Annotated in this window: 23 protein-coding genes and 1 riboswitch; of the genes, 20 read left to right on the top strand and 3 right to left on the bottom strand. The window is 51.1% G+C overall.

What is annotated here, in order from left to right; genetic code table 11:
• Positions 1–55: 55 nt before the first annotated feature.
• Entirely contained in the window at positions 56–1,972 is a 1,917-nt protein-coding gene (locus IM700_RS21085; RefSeq protein WP_193418830.1) for an amidase family protein, read from the bottom strand.
• A gap of 474 nt (positions 1,973–2,446) precedes the next feature.
• Between IM700_RS21085 and IM700_RS21080 the strand changes: the two genes are divergently transcribed.
• On the top strand, positions 2,447–2,821 hold the full coding sequence (locus IM700_RS21080) for a hypothetical protein (protein WP_239484106.1): 375 nt from the start codon (positions 2,447–2,449) through the stop codon (positions 2,819–2,821).
• A 138-nt stretch (positions 2,822–2,959) separates the two neighbouring features.
• On the opposite strand, the gene IM700_RS21075 is transcribed toward IM700_RS21080, so the two are convergent.
• The gene (locus tag IM700_RS21075; protein WP_155608049.1) at positions 2,960–3,487 is read right to left on the bottom strand and encodes a hypothetical protein; all 528 of its coding nucleotides are present in this window, start codon (positions 3,485–3,487) and stop codon (positions 2,960–2,962) included.
• A 211-nt stretch (positions 3,488–3,698) separates the two neighbouring features.
• Here IM700_RS21075 and IM700_RS21070 point away from each other — a divergent pair, with 211 nt between their 5' ends.
• The 10 genes from IM700_RS21070 to rsmI all read left to right on the top strand — a co-directional run bounded on the left by IM700_RS21070 (position 3,699) and on the right by rsmI (position 11,794).
• A complete protein-coding gene (locus IM700_RS21070; RefSeq protein ID WP_155608050.1) occupies positions 3,699–3,884 on the top strand; it encodes a sigma factor G inhibitor Gin in 186 nt (61 codons plus the stop codon).
• Positions 3,885–4,038: 154 nt separating this feature from the next.
• Positions 4,039–5,595 carry an aminotransferase class I/II-fold pyridoxal phosphate-dependent enzyme gene (locus IM700_RS21065; protein ID WP_193418832.1) on the top strand — a complete coding sequence of 519 codons (1,557 nt, stop codon included), beginning with the start codon at positions 4,039–4,041 and terminating at the stop codon, positions 5,593–5,595.
• Positions 5,596–5,626: 31 nt separating this feature from the next.
• The gene (gene tmk / locus IM700_RS21060; RefSeq protein WP_193418834.1) at positions 5,627–6,277 is read left to right on the top strand and encodes a dTMP kinase; all 651 of its coding nucleotides are present in this window, start codon (positions 5,627–5,629) and stop codon (positions 6,275–6,277) included.
• Positions 6,278–6,330: 53 nt separating this feature from the next.
• Positions 6,331–6,660 (top strand): cyclic-di-AMP receptor, encoded by a 330-nt coding sequence (locus IM700_RS21055; RefSeq protein ID WP_059048766.1) that lies wholly within the window; start codon positions 6,331–6,333, stop codon positions 6,658–6,660.
• 594 nt (positions 6,661–7,254) lie between these two features.
• Positions 7,255–7,698, top strand: a complete 444-nt coding sequence (locus IM700_RS21050; RefSeq protein ID WP_155608053.1) for a YaaR family protein — start codon at positions 7,255–7,257, stop codon at positions 7,696–7,698.
• 25 nt (positions 7,699–7,723) lie between these two features.
• Entirely contained in the window at positions 7,724–8,704 is a 981-nt protein-coding gene (gene holB, locus IM700_RS21045) for a DNA polymerase III subunit delta' (RefSeq protein WP_193418837.1), read from the top strand.
• Between the two features lie 152 nt (positions 8,705–8,856).
• Positions 8,857–9,657, top strand: coding sequence for a PSP1 domain-containing protein (locus tag IM700_RS21040; RefSeq protein WP_155608055.1), 801 nt, complete (start codon positions 8,857–8,859; stop codon positions 9,655–9,657).
• A gap of 47 nt (positions 9,658–9,704) precedes the next feature.
• The gene (gene yabA, locus IM700_RS21035) at positions 9,705–10,076 is read left to right on the top strand and encodes a DNA replication initiation control protein YabA (protein ID WP_155608056.1); all 372 of its coding nucleotides are present in this window, start codon (positions 9,705–9,707) and stop codon (positions 10,074–10,076) included.
• A 66-nt stretch (positions 10,077–10,142) separates the two neighbouring features.
• Positions 10,143–10,898 carry a tRNA1(Val) (adenine(37)-N6)-methyltransferase gene (locus tag IM700_RS21030; RefSeq protein ID WP_193418839.1) on the top strand — a complete coding sequence of 252 codons (756 nt, stop codon included), beginning with the start codon at positions 10,143–10,145 and terminating at the stop codon, positions 10,896–10,898.
• Positions 10,895–11,794 carry a 16S rRNA (cytidine(1402)-2'-O)-methyltransferase gene (gene rsmI, locus IM700_RS21025; RefSeq protein ID WP_155608058.1) on the top strand — a complete coding sequence of 300 codons (900 nt, stop codon included), beginning with the start codon at positions 10,895–10,897 and terminating at the stop codon, positions 11,792–11,794. The genes IM700_RS21030 and rsmI overlap by 4 nt, the downstream gene beginning before the upstream one ends.
• A 153-nt stretch (positions 11,795–11,947) precedes the next feature.
• On the opposite strand, the gene IM700_RS21020 is transcribed toward rsmI, so the two are convergent.
• A complete protein-coding gene (locus IM700_RS21020) occupies positions 11,948–12,202 on the bottom strand; it encodes an AbrB/MazE/SpoVT family DNA-binding domain-containing protein (RefSeq protein ID WP_009226360.1) in 255 nt (84 codons plus the stop codon).
• A gap of 316 nt (positions 12,203–12,518) precedes the next feature.
• Here IM700_RS21020 and IM700_RS21015 point away from each other — a divergent pair, with 316 nt between their 5' ends.
• The 9 genes from IM700_RS21015 (at position 12,519) to ispE (ending at position 20,898) form a co-directional block, all read left to right on the top strand.
• A complete protein-coding gene (locus IM700_RS21015) occupies positions 12,519–13,808 on the top strand; it encodes an HD domain-containing protein (protein WP_155608059.1) in 1,290 nt (429 codons plus the stop codon).
• Between the two features lie 17 nt (positions 13,809–13,825).
• Positions 13,826–14,599, top strand: a complete 774-nt coding sequence (locus IM700_RS21010) for a TatD family hydrolase (protein WP_155608060.1) — start codon at positions 13,826–13,828, stop codon at positions 14,597–14,599.
• A 205-nt stretch (positions 14,600–14,804) separates the two neighbouring features.
• Positions 14,805–15,016: riboswitch (cyclic di-AMP (ydaO/yuaA leader) on the top strand.
• Between the two features lie 228 nt (positions 15,017–15,244).
• Positions 15,245–16,381 carry a 3D domain-containing protein gene (locus IM700_RS21005; RefSeq protein ID WP_193418841.1) on the top strand — a complete coding sequence of 379 codons (1,137 nt, stop codon included), beginning with the start codon at positions 15,245–15,247 and terminating at the stop codon, positions 16,379–16,381.
• A 192-nt stretch (positions 16,382–16,573) separates the two neighbouring features.
• Positions 16,574–17,119, top strand: coding sequence for a ribonuclease M5 (gene rnmV, locus IM700_RS21000; RefSeq protein ID WP_155608062.1), 546 nt, complete (start codon positions 16,574–16,576; stop codon positions 17,117–17,119).
• A gap of 5 nt (positions 17,120–17,124) precedes the next feature.
• Positions 17,125–18,021, top strand: coding sequence for a 16S rRNA (adenine(1518)-N(6)/adenine(1519)-N(6))-dimethyltransferase RsmA (gene rsmA / locus IM700_RS20995; RefSeq protein WP_193418843.1), 897 nt, complete (start codon positions 17,125–17,127; stop codon positions 18,019–18,021).
• Between the two features lie 24 nt (positions 18,022–18,045).
• Positions 18,046–18,963, top strand: a complete 918-nt coding sequence (gene yabG / locus IM700_RS20990; RefSeq protein WP_155608064.1) for a sporulation peptidase YabG — start codon at positions 18,046–18,048, stop codon at positions 18,961–18,963.
• A 236-nt stretch (positions 18,964–19,199) separates the two neighbouring features.
• A complete protein-coding gene (gene veg, locus IM700_RS20985; RefSeq protein WP_155608065.1) occupies positions 19,200–19,475 on the top strand; it encodes a biofilm formation stimulator Veg in 276 nt (91 codons plus the stop codon).
• 203 nt (positions 19,476–19,678) lie between these two features.
• Positions 19,679–19,858, top strand: coding sequence for a small, acid-soluble spore protein, alpha/beta type (locus IM700_RS20980; protein WP_016314706.1), 180 nt, complete (start codon positions 19,679–19,681; stop codon positions 19,856–19,858).
• Between the two features lie 185 nt (positions 19,859–20,043).
• The gene (gene ispE / locus IM700_RS20975) at positions 20,044–20,898 is read left to right on the top strand and encodes a 4-(cytidine 5'-diphospho)-2-C-methyl-D-erythritol kinase (protein ID WP_155608066.1); all 855 of its coding nucleotides are present in this window, start codon (positions 20,044–20,046) and stop codon (positions 20,896–20,898) included.
• Positions 20,899–20,923: the final 25 nt, after the last annotated feature.

Raw genomic sequence — 20,923 nt, 5'->3', positions numbered from 1 at the left:
AGGGAAAGAGCACTACCGTTCATTCGGTAGTGCTCTTTTTGAATATATAGAAGAGTTAAGGCGTCCATTTAGGGGCATGGCGGTGACGCGTACCTTGCTCAAAGCTATAAGCGTATTTGATTAGCGTGCCTTCGTCAAAGGCGCGGCCCAGAAATTCGATCCCAACGGGTAAGCCTTCCGCGGTAAAGCCAGCCGGGACCGTGATGGCCGGGAAGCCGGAAAACGGACTCAAGCGATTGTTGTTTCCAGATGATTGACTCTCGCCGATTAACGCCGGTGGTTGGGTGCTTGTCGGGTAGACGATGGCATCGAGATTGTAGTCCGCCATGACCTTCAGGAGGGATTCTCGGGTCAAGCTGGTGCGCTTTAACACGATATCCTTGTACTCTTGGGTATCCAGGGATTCACGGGCCTCACGGGCTTTCATGGAGGACTCCTGGGTTTTATCATACTCTCCCGAGGCGATGATTTCAGCCAGGCTGTGGTAAGGGGCGTCGTCCCCTAATTCTTTTAGGTAGTCGTTCAACTGAAATTTGAACTCGTAGCCGCTTAAGCTCGGGTACTTATTGATCTCTGCTAAATGGGGAATCTTGATATTAACGACCGTTGCACCAAGGGAACTTAGCTCATTTACGGCATTAGTTACTACGTTGGAGACGGCTTTTTCTTGATCGTTGCCTTCCAAGAACAGTTCTGTGGCTACACCGATACGAGCGCCTTTTAATCCATTCGCATCTAGGAAACGAGTATAGCTTTCCGGGATACGGCCAACGCTGTAGGCGGTAGCAACATCGTCAGGATCATAACCGGCCGTAGCGTCGAGCAGAATTGCTGCATCTTCAACCGTTCGGGCGATCGGACCGCCAACGTCCTGGGTCAGGGCCAGAGGAATGATACCATCCCGACTGGATAAGCCGATCGTTGGGCGAATACCTACGAGACTGTTGAAGCTAGACGGTATGCGGATGGAGCCCCCGGTATCCGTGCCCAGTCCGGCGACAGCTAAGTTAGCAGCAATAGCCGCTCCAGTACCACCGCTAGATCCACCGGGATAACGGTCCAGGGCATAGGGATTCTTGGTTTGGCCGCCTAACGAGCTGGAGGTCGTAATCCCAAAGGCGAACTCGTGCAGGTTGGTTTTGCCTAGGATGATCGCCCCCGCTTCTTTGAGCTTGGCAATTTGATCGGCATCCTGATCGGGTATAGAGTCTTTCAGACATTGGCAACCGGCAGTGGTAGGCATATCTGAGGTATCAAAGTTGTCTTTCACTAAGATCGGAATTCCGTGTAAAGGCCCTCGTGGACCTTTGGCCGCCCGTTCTTGATCCAACGCTTCCGCGATCCTGAGTGCCTCGGGGTTGATCGTTAAGACCGCCTGCAGGGAGATCCCTTGATCGTCGTATTTGGCAATGCGGTCAAGATACATCTGAACCAGTTGTTTTGAAGTAAGTTTGCCTTGTTCCATCGCCCGTTGAATCTCGGATATCGTGGCTTCAGGGAGCACAAAGGGTTTCAAATAACCGAGGACTCGGTCATGAAGGCGATTAAGATCATTTGCCGTGAGCGGCTCCGCGGGCAGAAATGAGGTGTCGGAATACCCCTTCATGAGCCCGGCCTTAACGACCGCCCCAACTGCCCCGGCGTAAGCTGCCTGGTCCGGAACGTCGCGGAAGGATTCAGCAGACTTCTCTAACCCCAGCCATTCTTGAAGCAAGACAGCGACCTGACTACGGAGCACGCGATTACCGGAGATCTCCGGCATTGTAAAGGAGCCTCCCGCTTCGGAAGCGGCTTGTTTCATCGACTGACGAAATTGTTCGCCGGTGACCAGCGATGGTTTAGCTACTGTAGCTGACAATGGGTCTGAAGCAGCTTGGGCTTGCGGGATCTGTCCGATCCATAATCCGGAGATGAGTACAGAAGCTAGCAAATACCTGCTTCCTTTTTTCCAACGTAGTCGATATCGGTTCATGTGCAATCCCCTCTCCCTTATGAAATGTTTGAAGTTTATGTGACCTATCATAATTTCATGTTAGATATGGTGACAAAGGTCGGGTTTCCTTAATAAAACGCATACATGCTAAGTTATTGAGGAGAATTGAGGTATTTCTCTGGATTGCTTTCATTAATAAAATTTCATATTTGATCTCCATGATGTTAAATAAAGTAACTTAAAACTGACATATATTTTTTAGTTTTCTGAATGAATACTGAGTTATTTTCAGTTTCTACCAAATGGAATGTAACCAAATTGTTACCGACATGGATACGACACCCGTTATAATAAAACTGGTATGTTAGCATCTAGGGCATTTAGCCTATCCGGAATCTATATCAGAATGACAACAAGGAAGTTTTTTCAGTATATAGGCAGGGTAAGGAGGAATGGATCATGCGGCGAAGAGGGATAAGAATATCCTTATGCTTCATGTGGGGAGTCTTGATGATGATCGTAGTCATCGCTGGCTGTGCATCTTCCGAGCCTTCGTGGACGGATTTTGTGGGATCAACGGTTGAGAAGAATTTTCCCGTCCCCAAAGAGGCCAATCAAACGGAAACGGCTCTTAATAACTCTAAGATGGACTATGTGCATTATAAGCTAACTGGACTCAAAGAGAGTAACGAAATTCCCGAAGCCTATCAGAAGGTAATCGCGGAATGGGGATGGAAAGAGAAAAAAGAAGAGAGCACCGGCACAACCCGAGTGTACGAGAAAGGGAAGCAAATTGTGCAGTTAACGCTTCACGACGACTCTTTTACGGTTCTGGTCCCCAAAAAGGAAGAGAAAACGGTCATTCAAGGTTTAGAAAGCAGTCCTTAAATTTCAGGATTCGGATAAGAAGGCAACGCCCGTTACCGGACAAGCCGGTACAAAACGCGATAACAAGCAAAAAAGCCTGAACTCTGCGATTGTTGCAGGGGGCAGGCCTTTTTGCTTGTGTCTATGCCTATCGTTAGCTTATTGCATGTAATAGGCAATTTCTAAACCGGTGATTTTGATCATTCCGTCTTTGCGTTGTCCTCTCAGGGTGGCCAGTACAATAAAACGCGGGATCATTAGCCAAAGGTGCCAGAAAAATAAAGAGAGAACAAAAGAAACTGGCGACCAAGGAATAAGAATGCCTATAATGCAACAACCAATCCAGGCTGAATGAAGATGGACCCGTCGATACACAGGGTAAGCGATGTATTGATCAGGCATATAACCGATCCATGGCATCTGACGGGAAAATTTCCAACGCTTGCGGTAGGAGTGACTAACGATCATTAACACGGAGCGGGAAATCACGTATTGAATCCACAATATGACTGGTATGGCCAGTAGGAAGAAAAAGAGGCTGGTCCAGGATATAAAAACCGTCTCGGCGGCCAGCCATATGACGGGGAGTATCACTAAGCTGTGGATGAGCGACTTTGGCAAAACCTTCTTTTTGAGCAGCGTATAATGATAAAACGTCGCATGGGTTTCGGTTTCGGCGGAATTCAAGCGTTCGATCCTCCTTCACATCGGTTCCCGCAAGAAGCGGGCAAGCTCTTCTTAATATATCGGACAAAACAAAGAATAATTAAGACGCCGCGTACAAACACCGGGTACTGGCCTGCGGCATAAGATAAAGTAGGAAACGGACTATGAAAAGGTTTAAAATAGTAGAATCTGTGTCATACTGATAGTAAAAACAGACAAGGTGGGATCGGGCATGGATGAGCTGGGCGTCAGAACTTGCATTATTTGCGGGGAGCCAAAAACCGAAGGCATTCATATCGTATCGGAATTTATCTGCGACGCTTGCGAATCAGAGATGGTGCACACCGACGTGCAGGAGGAGAAATACCATTTCTTCATTCATCAAATGAAGCAGATCTGGGTGCAAAAAAATGCATAACAACGCCGGATAAAAGGACCTGTTCATTTTGGGGAGCGGGTCCTTTTATATTGCTCTACCGGGTAGAATAGCGGTAAAATGAAGCAAAGGTTGCCATATCGATGGAAGAGCAATTCAAAAGATCAACCTTAAGTCGGAAGGATTAAGCAAAGTAATGGAAGAGGAATTAAACCAAGTAGCCCCATTGTATGAGGCTTTAAGGCGATATCGGGAGAAAAAGGACGCTTCGTTTCATGTGCCGGGTCATAAAAACGGACAAGCATTACGTGGCGACGAGCGTGCGATCCTTGATCTGGCGCGCGTGATGGAAATCGACGTTACGGAAATCACCGGGACGGATGATCTCCATCATCCGGAGGGTGTCATCCGTGAGGCGCAAGGGTTGGCCGCCGCCCAGTTTGGGGCGGAGGAGACGTTTTTTCTGGTTGGCGGCAGCACGGCCGGGAACCTGGCGTTGATCCTGAGCGTGTGCACCGCGCCAGGAGATATGCTGCTCGTGCAGCGAAACGTGCACAAATCCGTGATTCACGGATTGATGATGGCAGGCGCGCACGCGGTGTTTTTGGCGCCGCAGCAGGATGCCGGCAGCGGGCTGGCGACCATTCCGAGCGAAGCTGCGGTGCGAGAAGCCCTGCGCCGGTATCCCGGGGCAAAGGGGCTGCTACTCACGCACCCGAGCTACTACGGGATGGGCGCGCCGCTGCGGCCGCTGGCCGAGCTGTGCCATGCGCACGGCGTGCCGCTTCTCGTCGACGAGGCGCATGGCGCCCACTTCGGCCAGCACCCGGCGTTGCCGGAGAGTGCGCTGGCCGCAGGGGCCGATGGCGTCGTGCAGTCGACGCACAAGATGCTGACCGCGCTCACGATGGGCGCGATGCTGCACGTGCAGGGCGGGCTGCTCGACCGCGCGCTGCTGCGCCAGCGGCTGGCGATGCTGCAGAGCTCCAGCCCGTCCTACCCCATCATGGCTTCGCTCGACTTGAGCCGAAGCCTGCTGGGGACGCAGGGCCCGGCCTTCTTCGAGGGCGGGCTCGCCGCGGCCGCGCACCTGCGGCGCGGCCTGGCCAAGCTGCCGCGCTTCGGCGTTGTTGCACCGCCGGGCGCCAGCGGAAGGGCTGCTGCATATACTATCCAAGATCCTTTGAAACTTGTCATATTCGATGCATCTGCAGCCCTCACCGGGTATAAATTGCAGGAGCGGCTTGAAGCCGAGGGATGCGTACCGGAGATGAGCGATGACCGCCATGTAGTTCTGGCGCTTGGCCCTGGCTCAACGATGGAGGATGCCGATCGTTTGCTACAAGCGCTGGTACGCATCGCCGCCGATGCTGAACAAATGGGAAATGCGGCGGCGGACCTCAGTCCTGACCCGGTACTGGCCGATGAACTTTCCACGTGGAACATTACGGCTGACGAGGCCGATCTGTCGGAAGTGTCCGAGCCCGTGCCGTTTGGCCTTACACCGCTGCGTCCGACAGAGATTGAGGCGATCTCCACTCAGGAAAGTATCGGCCGGCAAGCGGCGGAAATGATCATTCCGTATCCTCCGGGCATTCCGCTGCTTTATCCCGGAGAAATCATCACCGAGGCGGTTGGGCAGCAGTTGATGAAGCTACGGGATTCCGGAGCCAAATGCCAGGGGCCGGCCGACCCGCAGCTGCGGACGATTCAAGTCAAGAAAAGGGAAAGCCAAGCATATACTTGTACATGATTTTTTGAGAAGAAAGCAGGGAACGAACTAGATGAACCATCAAGCCAAAGGATTATTTATTACGCTCGAAGGGGGGGATGGCTCCGGCAAAACGACGGTGATGCGGGAATTGGAACAGGCGTTAGAGGAGCATGGCGTGGCGTTTATTTCTACCCGGGAACCCGGAGGCATTGAGATCGCAGAAAAGATCCGCGAGGTGATTCTTAATCCGCAGCATACGGCGATGGATGCGCGGACAGAGGCGCTGTTATACGCAGCTTCCCGGCGGCAGCATTTGGCTGAGAAGGTGGAGCCCTCCTTGGAGCGGGGAATTACCGTTCTGTGCGACCGGTTTCTGGATAGCAGTCTGGCTTATCAGGGCTACGCACGTGGGCTTGGCATTGATGAGGTGTTGGAGATTAATCTTTTTGCCACCAAGGGGCGGTTTCCGGATCTCACCTTTTATCTCGATATCGAGCCGGAAGAGGGTTTGGCCCGTATCGCTGCTGGAGCGGGGCGCGAAGTGAATCGCTTGGATATGGAAAGTCTGCAATTTCACCAGAAGGTCCGGGAAGGATATCGGATTATCGGCGGGATGTATCCGGAGCGTATCAAGACGATCGATGCTTCGCGCAGCAAGGAAGAAGTCGCTGCGGAGATCCGAGGGTATCTTTCCGCGGCAATAAAGGAATTCATGGCCTAGCCGTCAAATAGGTTAGTATGGTACATTTTTTATAAAACAAGGAGGTACTGCATATGAAACTGATTGTTGCGATTATCCAAGATAAAGACAGCAACCGGCTATCCAGCGCGCTCGTGAAGGAAAACTATCGGGCCACCAAGCTGGCGAGTACCGGAGGGTTTCTTCGGGCGGGGAACACGACGTTTATGATCGGTGTTGACGACCATCAGGTGGATTCCGTTTTGAACGTCATTCGTACCAGCTGTAAAGTGCGGGAGCAGCTCGTTACCCCGGTTACGCCGATGAGCGGTACAACCGATTCGTATTTGCCGTTGCCCGTGGAAGTGCAGGTGGGTGGGGCGACGGTGTTTGTACTCCCAGTAGACCGTTTCGAACACTTCTAAATAGATGTTATCAAAAAAGTGATCTTCCCAACACGAAGAGAATCAATGAAGCTAACTCGACGTCGAATCTTGAATTCAGCCGGGCTTTCCGTTGCTCACGTAGGTTTGCCTACGCTGCGCTACTCAATCCCTGCTTCATCCAACCTTCTTGGTGCTGGAAACCTAACTTTTTTGATCTGTACTGAACTAGGTTATTAAAAAGCCAGCTTTTGATCACGAGGTGTCTCGAGAAGAGTATTCGACATCGAATCTTGAACTCAACCGGGACTTACGTTGCTCACGTAGGTTCGCCTACGCTGCGCTACTCAGTCCCTAGTTTCGTCCAACCTTCTCGGTGCTGAAAAGCCGACTTTTTAATCTTCATCTGAAGATGTTATCAAAAAAGTGATCTTCCCAACACGAAGAGAATCAATGAAGCTAACTCGATGTCGAATCTTGAATTCAGCCGGGCTTAAGCATATGCTTTCGAAGCATGTTTCCTACGGAAACATTTGAGTTGCTCACGTAGGTTTGCCTACGCTGCGCTACTCAATCCCTGTACTGAACTAGGTTTTAAATATTCAACTATCTAATCAACCATAGGCGGTGAACGCTTTGAAAATTGATCCGGGATACCGGCCGCTCAAAAGCGGTTTGGGAGTTAGCGACAGCCCTGCCAAGCCGGTGCAATCCAAAAGCTTCTCCGATGTGATGCAGCAGCATGGCCAGCAAGCAACTCAAGAGGAACTGAACCGGAGATTTAAAGAAATTCAAATGCAAGGGGACCGGCTCGCCCGGTCCATGACCGTTCGGGAGCTGAAGGCTTACCGAATGATGGTCAAGCGGTTTCTGGAAGATACGGTACGGCGGGGCGTTACCATCAAAGATGCGAAAGGATGGGACCGCCGGGGCCGAGGTAAACGCTACAAGCTGCTGGATGAAGTGGATGCCGCGCTGCTCGCGATGGCAGATGAACTGCTGGAGACGGAGCAGGGCAAAATCGACCTGCTGCAAAAAATCGGCGAAATCCGCGGTATGCTGATCAATCTGTGCTTCTAGCTTCGAAAGGACGAGGGCAAACGCGATGTCATTTCAAGAGATCATCGGGCAGGATACGGCCAAACAGTTGTTGCAGAGCAGCCTGAGACGCCAGGAAATATCCCATGCCTATATATTTAGCGGACCGCCTGGAAGCGGGCAGATGGAAATGGCCATGGCCTTCGTCCAGGCGTTGTTCTGCACCCGGGGCGGCGACGAGGCTTGCGGGGAATGTCTGGAGTGCCGCAAGGTGCTGCACGGCAATCATCCCGATTTGTTTACGATCAAGCCCGACGGGGCATCCATCAAAATTGAACAAATTCGTGATCTGCAACGGATTTTCTCTTATCGATCGGAGAGCGGAAATCCCAAAGCTTACATTATTGACGAGTCCGAAAAAATGACGGTACAAGCGGCGAACAGCCTGCTAAAGTTTCTGGAAGAGCCGCCATCTCCGGCCGTTGCGATCTTGCTGTCGGACAATGGACGGGCCTTGCTCCCCACGATTCAGTCGCGGGCACAATGGGTTCCTTTTTCAGCGGTGGATCCGGAGACGATGCTCCAAATATTGGCGAACGAGGGATTTCCGTCAATCTTGGCTCGAAGTGCCGTTCACCTCGCGGCGGGACTGGGTCCGTGCCGTGATTTAATCCAACAGAATTGGTTTGCAGAAATTAGAAACGTAGTGTTACAATTAGGGAAGGAAATCGCAGGCCGTGGCGGTTCTCCTTTAATAACGGCGCAGCAAACGTTGTTCAAATCCGGCTTGACCGATCATTTGGACATGTTGTTCAGCCTTTTCCATTTGTGGTTCAAAGATATGATCCATGCGCTCTATCATAAACATGATCAAATCGTTTTCATAGATGAGCTTCCGTTTATCAATCAGCATGCCGCCAGTCGCAGCGCCGAACAATGGATTGATGCCATGGCGCTGGCCGCGGAGAGCAAGAAGAAGCTGCGGCAGCATATGAATGCCAGCCTCTGCGTAGAGCAATTTCTGATCGCGGTGGATGGGCAACGATAGCACTAGCCGCAAGGGACAAGACAGACAAGATGTACTTTCGCATGAAACTTTCTCCCCTGAAAGAGCAGGGATTTCTAGTAGTTTCTTCTGAACGCGCGCTTCAATGGGAAAGCGGTTCACCAGTTTTTAGAGCTATACGAGGGGGTTAGTTTTTGTATACAGTAGTGGGTGTCCGCTTTAAGAAAGCGGGCAAAATCTATTATTTCGATCCGCTGGAGCTCCCTGTGGAGAAGGACCAGAGCGTGATTGTCGAAACCGCGCGGGGAATCGAATATGGGAAAGTGGTGGTCGGCAAGAAGAAGGTCGGAGAATCCGATGTCGTCCTTCCGCTGAAGAAGGTCATTCGGATCGCCGATGATTCCGATGCCCGTGTTGTCGAAGAGAACAAATTTGCGGCAAAGAATGCCTTTGCCACATGTTTAAATAAAATTAAAGATCATGATTTGAAAATGAAGCTGGTCGACGTCGAATTTACTTTTGACCGCAATAAAATCATTTTTTACTTCACGGCGGAAGGCCGCGTGGATTTTCGCGAATTGGTTAAGGATTTGGCCAGCATCTTCCGGACCCGGATCGAGCTAAGACAGATCGGTGTACGGGACGAAGCCAAGATGCTTGGCGGTATCGGTCCTTGCGGACGTGTTCTCTGCTGTTCTTCCTGGCTAGGCGACTTTGAACCGGTATCGATCAAGATGGCCAAGGATCAGAGCTTGTCGCTGAATCCAACCAAAATCTCCGGATTATGCGGTCGATTGATGTGTTGCCTGAAGTTTGAGCATGATAACTACGAAAGCACCAAAGAAGAGCTTCCATCCGTAGGTAAAATCGTCGTCACTTCGCTGGGAGACGGCAAGGTCGTCGGACTCAACGCCGGCACCCGCACCGTGCATGTACAGCTGTTTGAAATCGGGAAAGTGAAGGAGCTTCCGCTGGACGATGTCGTCCTGAAATAAGGAGTTTCTTTTACGATAGATTCTAGAGATGACTCTGGGGTGGGAACTTGGAGAACAAGGACATATTCACAAGTATGCAGGCGTTGGAAACGCAAATGGGAAAAGTTCACGGCGATTTGGGCAGCCTCAAGCTGGAGGTCAAGAAGCTGGTGGAAGAGAACCAGCGGCTACGCCTCGAAAATGAACAACTGCGCAAAATCTTAAAGCGAGAAAGCGCGGAAGGGCCATTGTCCATACCCGTGGCGGAGAGAGCCGATATTCCGGCTCTGACCGGCAAGGAAGCAATGGATGTCGTGGGCGAAGGCTACGACAATTTGGCGCGTCTTTATCATGAGGGCTTCCATATTTGCAATGTTTATTATGGGCATCTGCGCACGGAAGGCGATTGCCTGTTCTGCTTGTCGTTTTTGAATAAATAATGAACCGTGGGGGTGTCCCTACGGTTTTTTTAAATTTGTGTTGAAAAAGGATGGGTATCGAAGTCCATGAACCAAGTACCGATTTATGAGCAGGAACGTGTAGACGACTTGCTGACGCATGAGCTACATATCATTCAAAGCGATGAAGTGTTTAGCTTCTCCATGGATGCCGTATTGTTAGCCCGGTTTGCCCCGGTGCCGAAGGTTGGCAAAATTCTCGATCTGTGTACCGGCAACGGGGTCATCCCGCTGCTGCTCTCCACCCGGACAGAAGCGGAGATCGAAGGGATTGAGATTCAGCCGCGGCTTGCAGATATGGCTCGTCGCAGCGTGGAAATGAACGGGCTCTCGCAACGGATCCTCATTCGTGAAGGAGATTTGCGCGAGCTGGTAAAGGTGACGGGTCATGGAGTTTACGATGCTATTACCGTGAACCCGCCGTATATGCCAGTGACGACGGGCGAGGTAAAGCTCAATGCTCATCAAGCAATCGCCCGGCATGAGATTCACTGCAGTCTGGAAGAAGTGGCTGCGGCTGCGATGCGCTTGGTACGGCCCGGCGGCAAGGTGTCGATGGTGCACAAACCCCAGCGCTTGGGCGAAATTGTCACGGTGTTGCGCCAGTACCGACTAGAACCGAAGGTGATCCGTTTCGTACATCCAAGGGCCGGAGCGGAAGCGAATATGGTACTGATTGAAGCACTGCGGGACGGGAAACCGGACCTGCGGGTGCTGCCGCCGTTGATCGTTTATAATGAAAATGGGGCATACTGCGAAGAAATCATGAATATCTATTACGGGCCAAAAGAGGGTAGAGTATGAACGTTCAAGTACAGAAGAGCTTTGAAACATCACCGGGCGGAAGGGGCGAAGCGGGCAGCGGCAAGTTGTTCCTTGTAGGCACCCCGATCGGGAATTTAGAGGATATGACCTACCGAGCTGTCCGTACCCTGCAAGAGGCGGACATCATCGCAGCGGAGGATACAAGGCAGACGCGAAAGCTGTTAACTCATTTCGAAATCTCCCCGGGAAAATTGCTAAGCTATCATGAGCATAATAAGGTTGCTAGTGGCCCAGAACTGATACGCTTTATAATAGAAGGAAAAAATTTGGCGCTTGTGAGCGACGCCGGTTTGCCGGCCATTTCCGATCCCGGGAGCGATCTGGTGAAGCTTGCGTTGGCGGCGGGAATTTCCGTCGTACCGGTGCCGGGAGCCAATGCGGCTTTATCGGCACTCATCGTTTCCGGTCTGCCGACCGAACGATTTACGTTTCTCGGCTTTTTGCCTAGAGACCACAAGGAGCGAGATCTGTTACTGAAGTCGTTGGAAGATCAGGAAGGGACGATGCTGATGTACGAGTCGCCGCATCGGCTGATCAAAACAATGGAGTCCCTGCTCGAGGTTTGGGGGAATCGTCGAATCGTCTTAGCGAGAGAACTAACCAAGCGTTATGAGGAAATGGCACGGGGGACGATTCAGGATTGCCTGGTTTGGCTGCAGGAATATCCGCCGCTAGGCGAATATTGCCTTGTCGTCGAGGGGGCACATCCCGACCAGGTGAAGGAGAAACGTGACGCCTGGTGGCAACCGCTTACGGTGGAGGAGCATGTCCGGCATTACGAAACGGAAGGAGGGATGACGCGAAAGGATGCGATGAAGAAAACGGCCGCAGATCGGGGCGTGGCGAAGCGAGATATTTATAATCAACTGATCTAGATCTCCATATCTCTCCGAAAATAGACATTATTAACCAAAATGCCGAAAAAAAGGGGCCTTCGCTAGGCTGGGTTCAAGCCTAGGAAGGCGCCAAGGAGATATGAAAAAGGTTAGAATTAACAGTTTCAGTAAATCTATTATATACTATAATTCTTAATTTGTCACAGGGGTAGGAAGCTCAGTAATGCATTCGTGACAAACAATTTTGCCTTTGAAGTAGGTCACGTTCTCAGCATTACCGCAGAAGATGCAAGCTGGCTCATATTTCTTGAGCATGATCCGTTCACCGTCTACATAAATTTCGAGCGCGTCTTTTTCACCGATCCCCAGAGTGCGGCGCAATTCGATCGGGATTACGACACGACCCAATTCGTCTACTTTTCTTACGATACCTGTGGATTTCATCATATTGATGATTGCCCCTCTCACTATAAATTGGAATTGTCATTATTCGACATGATTCTATCTTTTATGATTTTTATAATACCAACCATTGCCAGATTAGTCAACCTATTTATGGTATAGTTCAATATTATTTCTAAATTACAGGGATACATAACTCCGAGAACCGTTATGAAGTCTAGCAAGTTACTAATACTTTATAATTCGACATTTTGGAAATCGTTAATTTGACAAACATCGACATCATTCGACATAACCCGTCGTCATCAGTCAGAATTCCGCTTTTGGTCTCGCATTTATGAAAAAAAAGGAGTGTTGACCCATGCATCGTCGGCTTAGCGAAGAGAAAGTGTTCAAAGATCCCGTACATAATTATATTCATGTACAGGACGAAGTGATCTGGTCGCTCATAAATACGCCGGAGTTTCAACGCCTTCGTCGGATCCGTCAGCTAGGCACGTCTTATTTGACGTTTCATGGCGCCGAGCACAGCCGATTCTCGCATTCGCTTGGCGTTTATGAGATTACCCGCCGAATCATTTCGCAGTTTGAACGGAGCGGGTACGCCGATTGGCCTCAAGGAGATAAATTGGTGGCATTGTGCGCGGCGTTGCTTCACGATTTGGGACACGGGCCGTTCTCCCATTCTATAGAAGAAGCATTCCAGATGCATCACGAAGATTGGACATGTAAAATTTTGCTGGGCGATACGGAAGTTAGTGCCATTTTGCGCGAGGTTGCCCCGGATTTTCCGGAGAAAGTGGCTGCCGTGATCCGCAAGGATTACGAGAATCCGATTGTGGTCAATTTAGTCTCGAGCCCCCTCGATGCGGATCGAATGGATTATTTGCTGAGGGATGCGTATTTTACCGGTGTGAACTACGGTACGATTGATATGGACCGGATTCTGCGGATGCTTCGACCTTTTCAGGGGCGGGTGGTCGTAAAGGAATCAGGCATGCACGCGGTGGAAGACTATTTGATGTCCAGGTATCAGATGTATTGGCAGATTTATTTTCACCCGGTAACGCGGAGCTCGGAGATTATTCTCCGGCAAATTTTGCGCCGAGCTAAGGAATTGTACCAGAACGGGTATTCCTTTGGTTTCCTGCCGCATCCGCTTCCGGATCTATTTGAAGGTAACATCGGGGTCGCTGACTATTTGCAGTTGGACGAAGCTTTGATGCAAACGGCGTTCATGCAGTGGACGAGGGAGTCAGATGAGTTATTACGCGATTTGTGCTCCCGGTTTTTGAATCGCAAATTGTATAAATATGTAGAATTGGACACACCAGAGCTGGAAATGCTGGAGGAGATTCGGGAGTCCTTTACGCGCGTCGGACTGCATCCCGAATATGACATGGAAATTGATTTTCCGACCGATCTGCCGTATGATGTGTTCCGTCCGGATGAGGGGTTCCGTCAGAAGCAAATCTTGCTCTTGGACCGTCAGGAACGGGTACGGGAAATTTCTGAAGTGTCGGATATCGTTCGGTCGATTAGCGGATTACATCGAGGCAAAACGCATTTGTACTATCCGGATAATAAATTGTGTGCTGTAATGGATCGGTTGCCCCAGAAGGTAGCCCGCATATTCGAGCAACGGAATTAGGAGGATGACGATTCGAGATGTTATTTGATACGCATACGCATTTGGATGCTCCCCAATTTGACGAGGATCGCGAGGAAGTGATTGCACGCGCCGTGGAGCAAGGGGTCACAAGGATGATCAACATCGGATTTAACCGGGAAACCATCCCGTCGACCATGAAATTGGCGGAGTCGTATGACTTCATTTATGCGGCTGTTGGCTGGCATCCGCAGGATGCCATTACGATGCAAGAAGGGGATTTGGACTGGATCGCTGAATTATGTAAACATGACAAAGTCGTAGCGATCGGTGAAATCGGGCTGGACTATTACTGGGACACGTCCCCAAAAGAAGTGCAGCATGACGTATTCCGCAAACAAATTGGACTAGCTCGCAGTCTGGGGATGCCGATTTCCATCCATAATCGCGATGCCCATGAGGATGTGGTCCGCATTCTCCGCGAGGAGAAAGCAAACGAGGTTGGGGGTGTCATGCACTCGTTCTCTGGTAGTTGGGAAATTGCCAAAATGTGTCTGGATTTGGGATTTCATTTGTCGTTTGGCGGACCGATTACGTTTAAAAATGCAAAACAGCCCAAAGAAGTGCTGACCAAGACGCCAATGGATCGTTTATTAATCGAAACGGATTCCCCTTATTTAACACCACACCCATATCGTGGAAAGAGAAATGAGTCTGCGCATGTCCGCCTGGTTGCGGAAATGGCTGCCGAGCTCAAAGGGGTTACTTTTGAGGAAATCGCCGAAATTACGACCCGAAATGCAATGGAACGATTTGGAATCTCGAGGATTTAAGAGTAAATCGGATGAAAAAAAGAGGATTTCGGAAAGATTAATGCTTTTTAACCGTTAAAACCGAGATCATTACATTTTTTTAACCATTTTTTTAAAAAAACGTGGTTGATTCGTCCTTTACAACATGCATCGAAACAGGATAGAATTTTTTCAGTATCGATTTAGTGCGTTCTGGATGGACAAATTGAACGATACTTGGTTCCATGAACCAGTCTCGCTGAATCTCCTTCACGGAGAACGGGGGAACCGATACAGGCAGCGGTTGGCGGCAAGCCTCTCGCGTCGGTATTTGATTTCTTTCCAGGGTCTATGGGGTGAATTCGAGGTCATTGCGCCATGAGCGAATGAACTGAGAAAGGGCGGCTCTCTTTCGCCCGAACCCGACAGCTAACCTCGTAAGCGTATAAGAGAGGTCACTCGTGCAGCTATTACACCAAGACATTCAGGAAGCCACGAAGGAGTTCCTCTAACTCTTTCTTTGGGCTTCTTTTGTTTTGAATAAAAGTAATAGGGTCATCATACTGTTGGTAAACAGGAGGTGACGTACGCAAGAAGACTGGATCAGGATGCAAAAGTAACTGTAGTCACGTCAATCGTTATCATGCATCGACCTAGACGGCGGGACTATGAAGGAGGACGGAAGAAATGGGCATTTTCCGCAAAGAGGAGACCCATGAATCACGCTCATCCAGCATGTCTTACGCAATGCGATGGAAGCATGAGAATTTACGTCAGATTGCGCTCGTCGGCGTTCTGACCATCGCGGTATTCATCATCATCCTAATCTGGCTGTTTGGCCAGGCACATAAAGAAGTGTCCCTGATTGTGGACGGCAGCGTCCAATCGGTGGAGACGAATAAATCCAGCGTAGCCCATCTGCTGGAGGAGCAATCGATTCAACTCAGCGCGAAGGATTCCGTATCACTTCCGCTGGACAGCTCGCTTAAGAACGGTGACCGCATTGTCATCGTACGCGCAAAGCCGGTAAACGTGAGCGTGGACGGCATGAAAAAGGTTCACTTCACAACACAAAGCAAAGTAGAAGGCGTATTGTCCGAGATCGGCGTCACATTGGACCAAGATGACAAGGTCTCACCGACAATGGACAGTAAAGTTACTGCGAACCTGGACGTCAAGATTGTTCGGGTGAGTAAGCAAACGGTGCAGACGAAGGAGACCGTGCCTTTTAGCGTGGTCAAAACGTCGGACGCCAATCTGCTGAAAGGCACGACGAAGGTCGTTCAGCAAGGCAATGCCGGATTGGTCATTCACAACATTGAGAAAACTTACGAGGACGGAAAGTTCGTGACAAAGCGATGGCTCGGCAAAGAGGTCACTAAAAAGGCCCAGCCGAAGGTTGTTGCCGTCGGCACGAAGAAGCCAACCGCCGTTCTGTCGGCCAGCATTAACCGTACCGCAAATGCGGTGAACATTAGCGGGTTGACGACCAAAGGCGGCGTCTCTTTTGAATATAAAAAGATACTTAAAAACGTCACGTTGACCGCCTATTCGGCGGAAGAAGACGGGATTGGCACCCGCACGGCCTCCGGTACCCGCGTGACCGAAGGCAGAACAATCGCGGTTGATAAGGACGTCGTTCCACTCGGTTGGTGGGTATACATCGAGGGGATCGGCTTCCGTAAGGCGGAGGATACCGGCGGGGCTATTGATGGGAACAAGATGGATGTTTATTACGATACCCTGAAGGATGCGAAGAACTTCGGCCGGAAGAAGGGGCGTACCGTTTACGTCATCGGCCCGACGAAGCCGGAATTGAATTAACTCTCGACTCTCTTTGTTTTACAATGCAGAGGGAATGAGATAGTATTAGGATGATGAATAAGACAGTGGATTAGAAGAGGATGTTATCCTCTTCTTTTTGTTATTCTTGCAAGGAAGTTCAAAAAGTCGACTTTTTGAACATCATTAATAACAAAAAAGATAAGCTAGAGCACGAAGGGAAGAATAGATACCATGATCAAAGAGGTCATCGTGGTGGAGGGCCGAGATGACACCGTGGCCATCAAGCGAGCCGTGGAGGCGGATACGATTGAGACCGGCGGTTCGGCCATCGGGGAAGTGACGCTCAAGAAGATCGCTTTGGCTCAGGAGCGCCGAGGGGTCATTATTTTTACTGATCCGGACCATGCCGGGGAGCGGATTCGCAAAATCGTGGCGGCACGGGTTCCGGGCTGCAAGCATGCGTTCCTTCCCGAGGCAGAGGCCACGAAGCGGGGCGACATCGGCGTGGAGAACGCCTCACCGGAGGCGATCCGCACGGCGCTGTCCCGAGTCCGCAGCGAAGCGCCGGGAGTAGAGGCTGCGATCGACTGGGAAGACTTGATGAGTGCGGGGTTAATCGTTCACCCGCAGGCTGCTGCGCGACGGAAAGCGCTAGGTGAGCTGCTAGGCATCGGGTATTGCAACGGGAAGCAATTGTACAAGCGGTTATCGGTGTTCCGTATCACCCGCGAGGAGTTTGCGGCCGCGCTGGCCGAGTTGGAGAGCAAAGGAGTTTAAGGAGCATGAGCATAAGGGAAGAGGTATCCACGCCGCGCCGAACGAAGGAGATCATTCAACGGCACGGTTTTTCGTTTAAAAAAAGCCTGGGACAGAATTTTCTGATCGACCAGAACATTCTCGGGAAGATCGTCGCGGCAGCCGGCCTGGACGATACCAAGGGCGCGCTGGAAATCGGACCGGGTATCGGCGCGTTAACGGAGAAACTGGCTCAGGAAGCAGGTAAGGTAACGGCGGTGGAGATCGATCAACGTCTACTTCCGATCCTGGAAGAGGTGCTGGAGCCTTATTCGCACGTGAACGTGATCCATGGGGACGTGCTGAAGCTGGATCTTCAAGCGCTGTTCGCTGCCGAATTCGGCGGGGTGAACGGCGTCAGTGTAGTGGCTAATCTGCCGTATTACGTGACGACGCCGATTCTGATGAAGCTCCTTGAGGAGAAGTTGCCTCTAGAGCATATTGTCGTGATGATCCAGAAGGAAGTGGCTGAGCGTATGGCTGCTGCTCCTGGCGGCAAGGATTACGGAAGCCTTAGCATCGCCGTTCAGTACTATAGCGTACCAGAGCTGATCTGCACGGTGCCGCACAGCGTATTTATTCCGCAGCCGAATGTGGAGTCCGCGGTGATCCGCTTGACCGTACGGAAGACGCCGGCTGTGGCCGTTAAGGACGAGGCGTTTTTCTTCGAGGTGGTGCAGGCTTCTTTTGCCCAGAGACGGAAGACGATATCCAACAATCTCAAGAGCCGCTTCTTCCCCAAAGAGGGGCGCGAGCGACTGGAGAACCTTCTGGAGGAAGCCGGTATCCAGTCTTCCCGGCGGGCCGAGACGTTAAGCCTGGATGAGTTTGCGAAGCTGAGCGATACGCTACTGGACGCCGGGTTGAAGGAACTCCGCGTGTAACCATTCCCTCTTGTCGCCCATACGATGGGGATAGAGGTGATTGACTTGACGAATTTGGGAGACTTGGTCGTCCGCAAATCATACGGTGGAGACGTCACGTTCCGGATCGAACGGATTGTACGGAGCGAAGCTATCATCAAAGGAACGGAATTTCGGCTGCTGGCGGATGCGCCCTTGACCGATCTGGTCAGGGTAGACCCGGCTTCCCCAGGAGAAACGACGCAGCGAGCCCGAATCAAGGCCACGGAGTCGCTGAAGTGGTTGACCCAGGACCGCAAGGACTTGGTAGAACGAAACCGGACGGCGATTGGACGGGAGTTTTATGCGCAAGGGGAACCGGCCTATTTCGAGGTGCCGGGTAAGGTGCTGCATTTGGACGGCGACGAACGATATTTGCAAAAAAGCTTAAGCCTGTATGAGAAGCTGCGCGTGCCGGCTCAAGGCTATTACGTCACGGAGTCGCAAATGTCCCATGCGCTGTATCGACTGCTTCCTGCCATCAAACCGGATATCGTTGTGCTGACCGGACATGACGGGGTTTTAAAATCGCGTCCCAACGGCGACCTTTACAATTTAACCAGCTATAAAAATTCTAAGCATTTTGTGGAGGCCATTCAAACGGCCCGGCAATATGAACGGAATTTCGATACGTTAACGATCGTGGCCGGCGCTTGCCAGTCGCATTTTGAGGCGCTGCTACAGGCGGGGGCTAATTTTGCCAGCTCGCCCGGTCGAGTGCTGATCCATGCCCTGGATCCGGTCTACATCGCAGCCAAGGCGTCGCTCACCTCCATCCGCGAGACCATCCAGATCACCGACGTGCTGAATCACACGATCAGCGGAGCGCAAGGCGTCGGTGGGATTGAGACCCGCGGCAGCTACCGTATCGGACTGCCCAAACTCAAGGATTTATCGACGCTGAAAGTTGTGCCGTCCATGTGAAAGACCAAAATAAAAATAAAGAGCATCCTTGTTATTTGTCCATGCCGGAAGGATCTGAGGCGAACGCCCCAGGACCTTCCGGTTATTTTATTAGGACTCCCATCGGGTTAAGAGAAAAAATGTCGAAAAATAATCGTTGACACATCATTTTTACTGCTGATATAATTATTTGTTTTGATTTGACAAGGTTGTGACTTTCCTGTATAATGGACAAAGAAAGAAGGTGGTCACAGGCAATGGCTAAAAATGCGCTGTCGGAAATTAAGCATAGTCTCGACGCCCACGTAGGACAGAAAATTATGCTCCGGGCAAACGGAGGTCGCCGGAAGACCGTCGAACGCACTGGAGTTTTGGAGGAGACTTATCCTTCGGTCTTCATTGTGAAGCTGGATCAAGAGCAGCAAACCTTTAAGCGTGTGTCTTACAGTTATGCCGATATACTGACCGAATCCGTTGAAGTTATGATTTGCGACGACAACGATGAGATGAGGATTTCGTATATTAAACCGTGAACATCATGAACCAAATGAATTAAGCAGCAAACGGTTATCGCCCTGTGGGTGAGGCCGTTTTTTTCTTGCCTGCATGAGGGGACTGGCTGCCTCGTGATTTGTTCGCCTTACGTGGACAGACTTTCCATCGTATGCTTGAGCCAGAGCCTGCGTATACTAATCATCGTTCCTATATCCATGACCCCAAAGGAGGAGCACTGACCATGTCGCGAAGAAGACGCAGCGTGATGTCGGAGAACTTGAAGGTCGAGTTGGCGAAGGATTTGGGATTTTATGATACCGTCCAGCAGGAAGGCTGGGGCGGCATCAAAGCCAAAGATGCGGGCAATATGGTGAAGCGGGCGATTGAGCTCGCCGAGAAGGCCGCAGCGAAACAGCAATAACCTCTGCCGCAGCGAAGCTTCCCGTCCGGGGAGCTTCGTTTTTTTCGCCGGATGAAGTAAGATAGAGGGAGAAAAATTTGTCTTTCGTACATAGACGTGGAGGCAATCATTTTTTACAATATAGGAATGTGCCAGATGACCGGATGGATGAGGATTCCACGGAATTGCTGAGGTGGGGGAGCGCCATGAAAATTTACGAAAAAGCACCGGCCAAAATTAATTTAATGCTCGATGTGTTGCATAAACGTCCGGACGGTTACCACGAGGTTGAGATGATCATGACCATGGTGGATCTAGCCGACCGTCTGGAAATGAGCGCCCTCCCGCGGGATACGATTATTATTTCGAGCCAGGCTGGATATATTCCGCTGGACGAGAAGAATTTAGCGTTCCAGGCGGCGAAGCTGATTAAGGAAAGATACAACGTACGGAGCGGGGTATACATTCACCTCGACAAGAAGATTCCGGTTGCCGCTGGCCTTGCCGGAGGCAGCAGCGATGCGGCAGCGACGTTGCGCGGATTAAACCGGCTGTGGGAGCTAGGCATTCCCGAAGAAGAGCTAAAGGAGCTGGGATCGGAACTTGGCTCGGATGTGCCGTTTTGCGTGACAGGGGGCACGGCGTTGGCGACAGGGCGGGGTGAAGTATTGTCGCCGCTTCCGAATCCACCGCAATGCTGGGTGGTGCTGGCGAAGCCCCCCATTAACGTCTCAACGGCGGAGGTATACGGGCGCCTTCATGCGGAGCAGATTGCGAATCATCCGTCGGCTTCCCGGATGCAGGAGGCGCTGGAGAAACGCTCGTTCAACGAGGTATGCCAGCAGCTGGGGAACGTGCTGGAGCAGGTGACGCTTACGCTTCACCCGGAAGTCGCGCACTTGAAAGAAGCGATGTTACGTCTCGGCGCGGATGGGGTACTGATGTCTGGCAGCGGACCGACGGTTTTCGGCCTCGTCTCAAAGGAATCGAAAGTGTCGCGCATTTACAACGGATTGCGGGGATTCTGCAAAGAAGTCTATGCCGTGAGGCTGTTGACTTGAGGTCGGCTAAGTGACCTTGATTTGC

Origin of the sequence: Paenibacillus rhizolycopersici (assembly GCF_014947195.2) — a bacterium.
Lineage (GTDB): Bacteria > Bacillota > Bacilli > Paenibacillales > Paenibacillaceae > Fontibacillus > Fontibacillus rhizolycopersici.
The sequence above is the reverse complement of the archived record's forward strand: the minus strand, read 5'-3'. Positions and strand labels throughout refer to the sequence as shown.

Excerpts from the sequence above, each read along its gene's own strand:
- IM700_RS21010 (WP_155608060.1), top strand. The coding sequence starts at position 13,826 with ATGTTATTTGATACGCATACGCATTTGGATGCTCCCCAATTTGACGAG.
- rsmI (WP_155608058.1), top strand. The coding sequence starts at position 10,895 with ATGAACGTTCAAGTACAGAAGAGCTTTGAAACATCACCGGGCGGAAGG.
- ispE (WP_155608066.1), top strand. The coding sequence starts at position 20,044 with ATGAAAATTTACGAAAAAGCACCGGCCAAAATTAATTTAATGCTCGAT.
- IM700_RS21085 (WP_193418830.1), bottom strand. The coding sequence starts at position 1,972 with ATGAACCGATATCGACTACGTTGGAAAAAAGGAAGCAGGTATTTGCTA.
- veg (WP_155608065.1), top strand. The coding sequence starts at position 19,200 with ATGGCTAAAAATGCGCTGTCGGAAATTAAGCATAGTCTCGACGCCCAC.
- yabG (WP_155608064.1), top strand. The coding sequence starts at position 18,046 with ATGGGGATAGAGGTGATTGACTTGACGAATTTGGGAGACTTGGTCGTC.
- holB (WP_193418837.1), top strand. The coding sequence starts at position 7,724 with ATGTCATTTCAAGAGATCATCGGGCAGGATACGGCCAAACAGTTGTTG.
- IM700_RS21030 (WP_193418839.1), top strand. The coding sequence starts at position 10,143 with ATGAACCAAGTACCGATTTATGAGCAGGAACGTGTAGACGACTTGCTG.
- IM700_RS21055 (WP_059048766.1), top strand. The coding sequence starts at position 6,331 with ATGAAACTGATTGTTGCGATTATCCAAGATAAAGACAGCAACCGGCTA.
- rnmV (WP_155608062.1), top strand. The coding sequence starts at position 16,574 with ATGATCAAAGAGGTCATCGTGGTGGAGGGCCGAGATGACACCGTGGCC.
- IM700_RS21005 (WP_193418841.1), top strand. The coding sequence starts at position 15,245 with ATGGGCATTTTCCGCAAAGAGGAGACCCATGAATCACGCTCATCCAGC.
- IM700_RS21065 (WP_193418832.1), top strand. The coding sequence starts at position 4,039 with ATGGAAGAGGAATTAAACCAAGTAGCCCCATTGTATGAGGCTTTAAGG.
- IM700_RS21070 (WP_155608050.1), top strand. The coding sequence starts at position 3,699 with ATGGATGAGCTGGGCGTCAGAACTTGCATTATTTGCGGGGAGCCAAAA.
- IM700_RS21020 (WP_009226360.1), bottom strand. The coding sequence starts at position 12,202 with ATGATGAAATCCACAGGTATCGTAAGAAAAGTAGACGAATTGGGTCGT.
- IM700_RS20980 (WP_016314706.1), top strand. The coding sequence starts at position 19,679 with ATGTCGCGAAGAAGACGCAGCGTGATGTCGGAGAACTTGAAGGTCGAG.
- rsmA (WP_193418843.1), top strand. The coding sequence starts at position 17,125 with ATGAGCATAAGGGAAGAGGTATCCACGCCGCGCCGAACGAAGGAGATC.
- IM700_RS21015 (WP_155608059.1), top strand. The coding sequence starts at position 12,519 with ATGCATCGTCGGCTTAGCGAAGAGAAAGTGTTCAAAGATCCCGTACAT.
- IM700_RS21080 (WP_239484106.1), top strand. The coding sequence starts at position 2,447 with ATGATCGTAGTCATCGCTGGCTGTGCATCTTCCGAGCCTTCGTGGACG.
- tmk (WP_193418834.1), top strand. The coding sequence starts at position 5,627 with ATGAACCATCAAGCCAAAGGATTATTTATTACGCTCGAAGGGGGGGAT.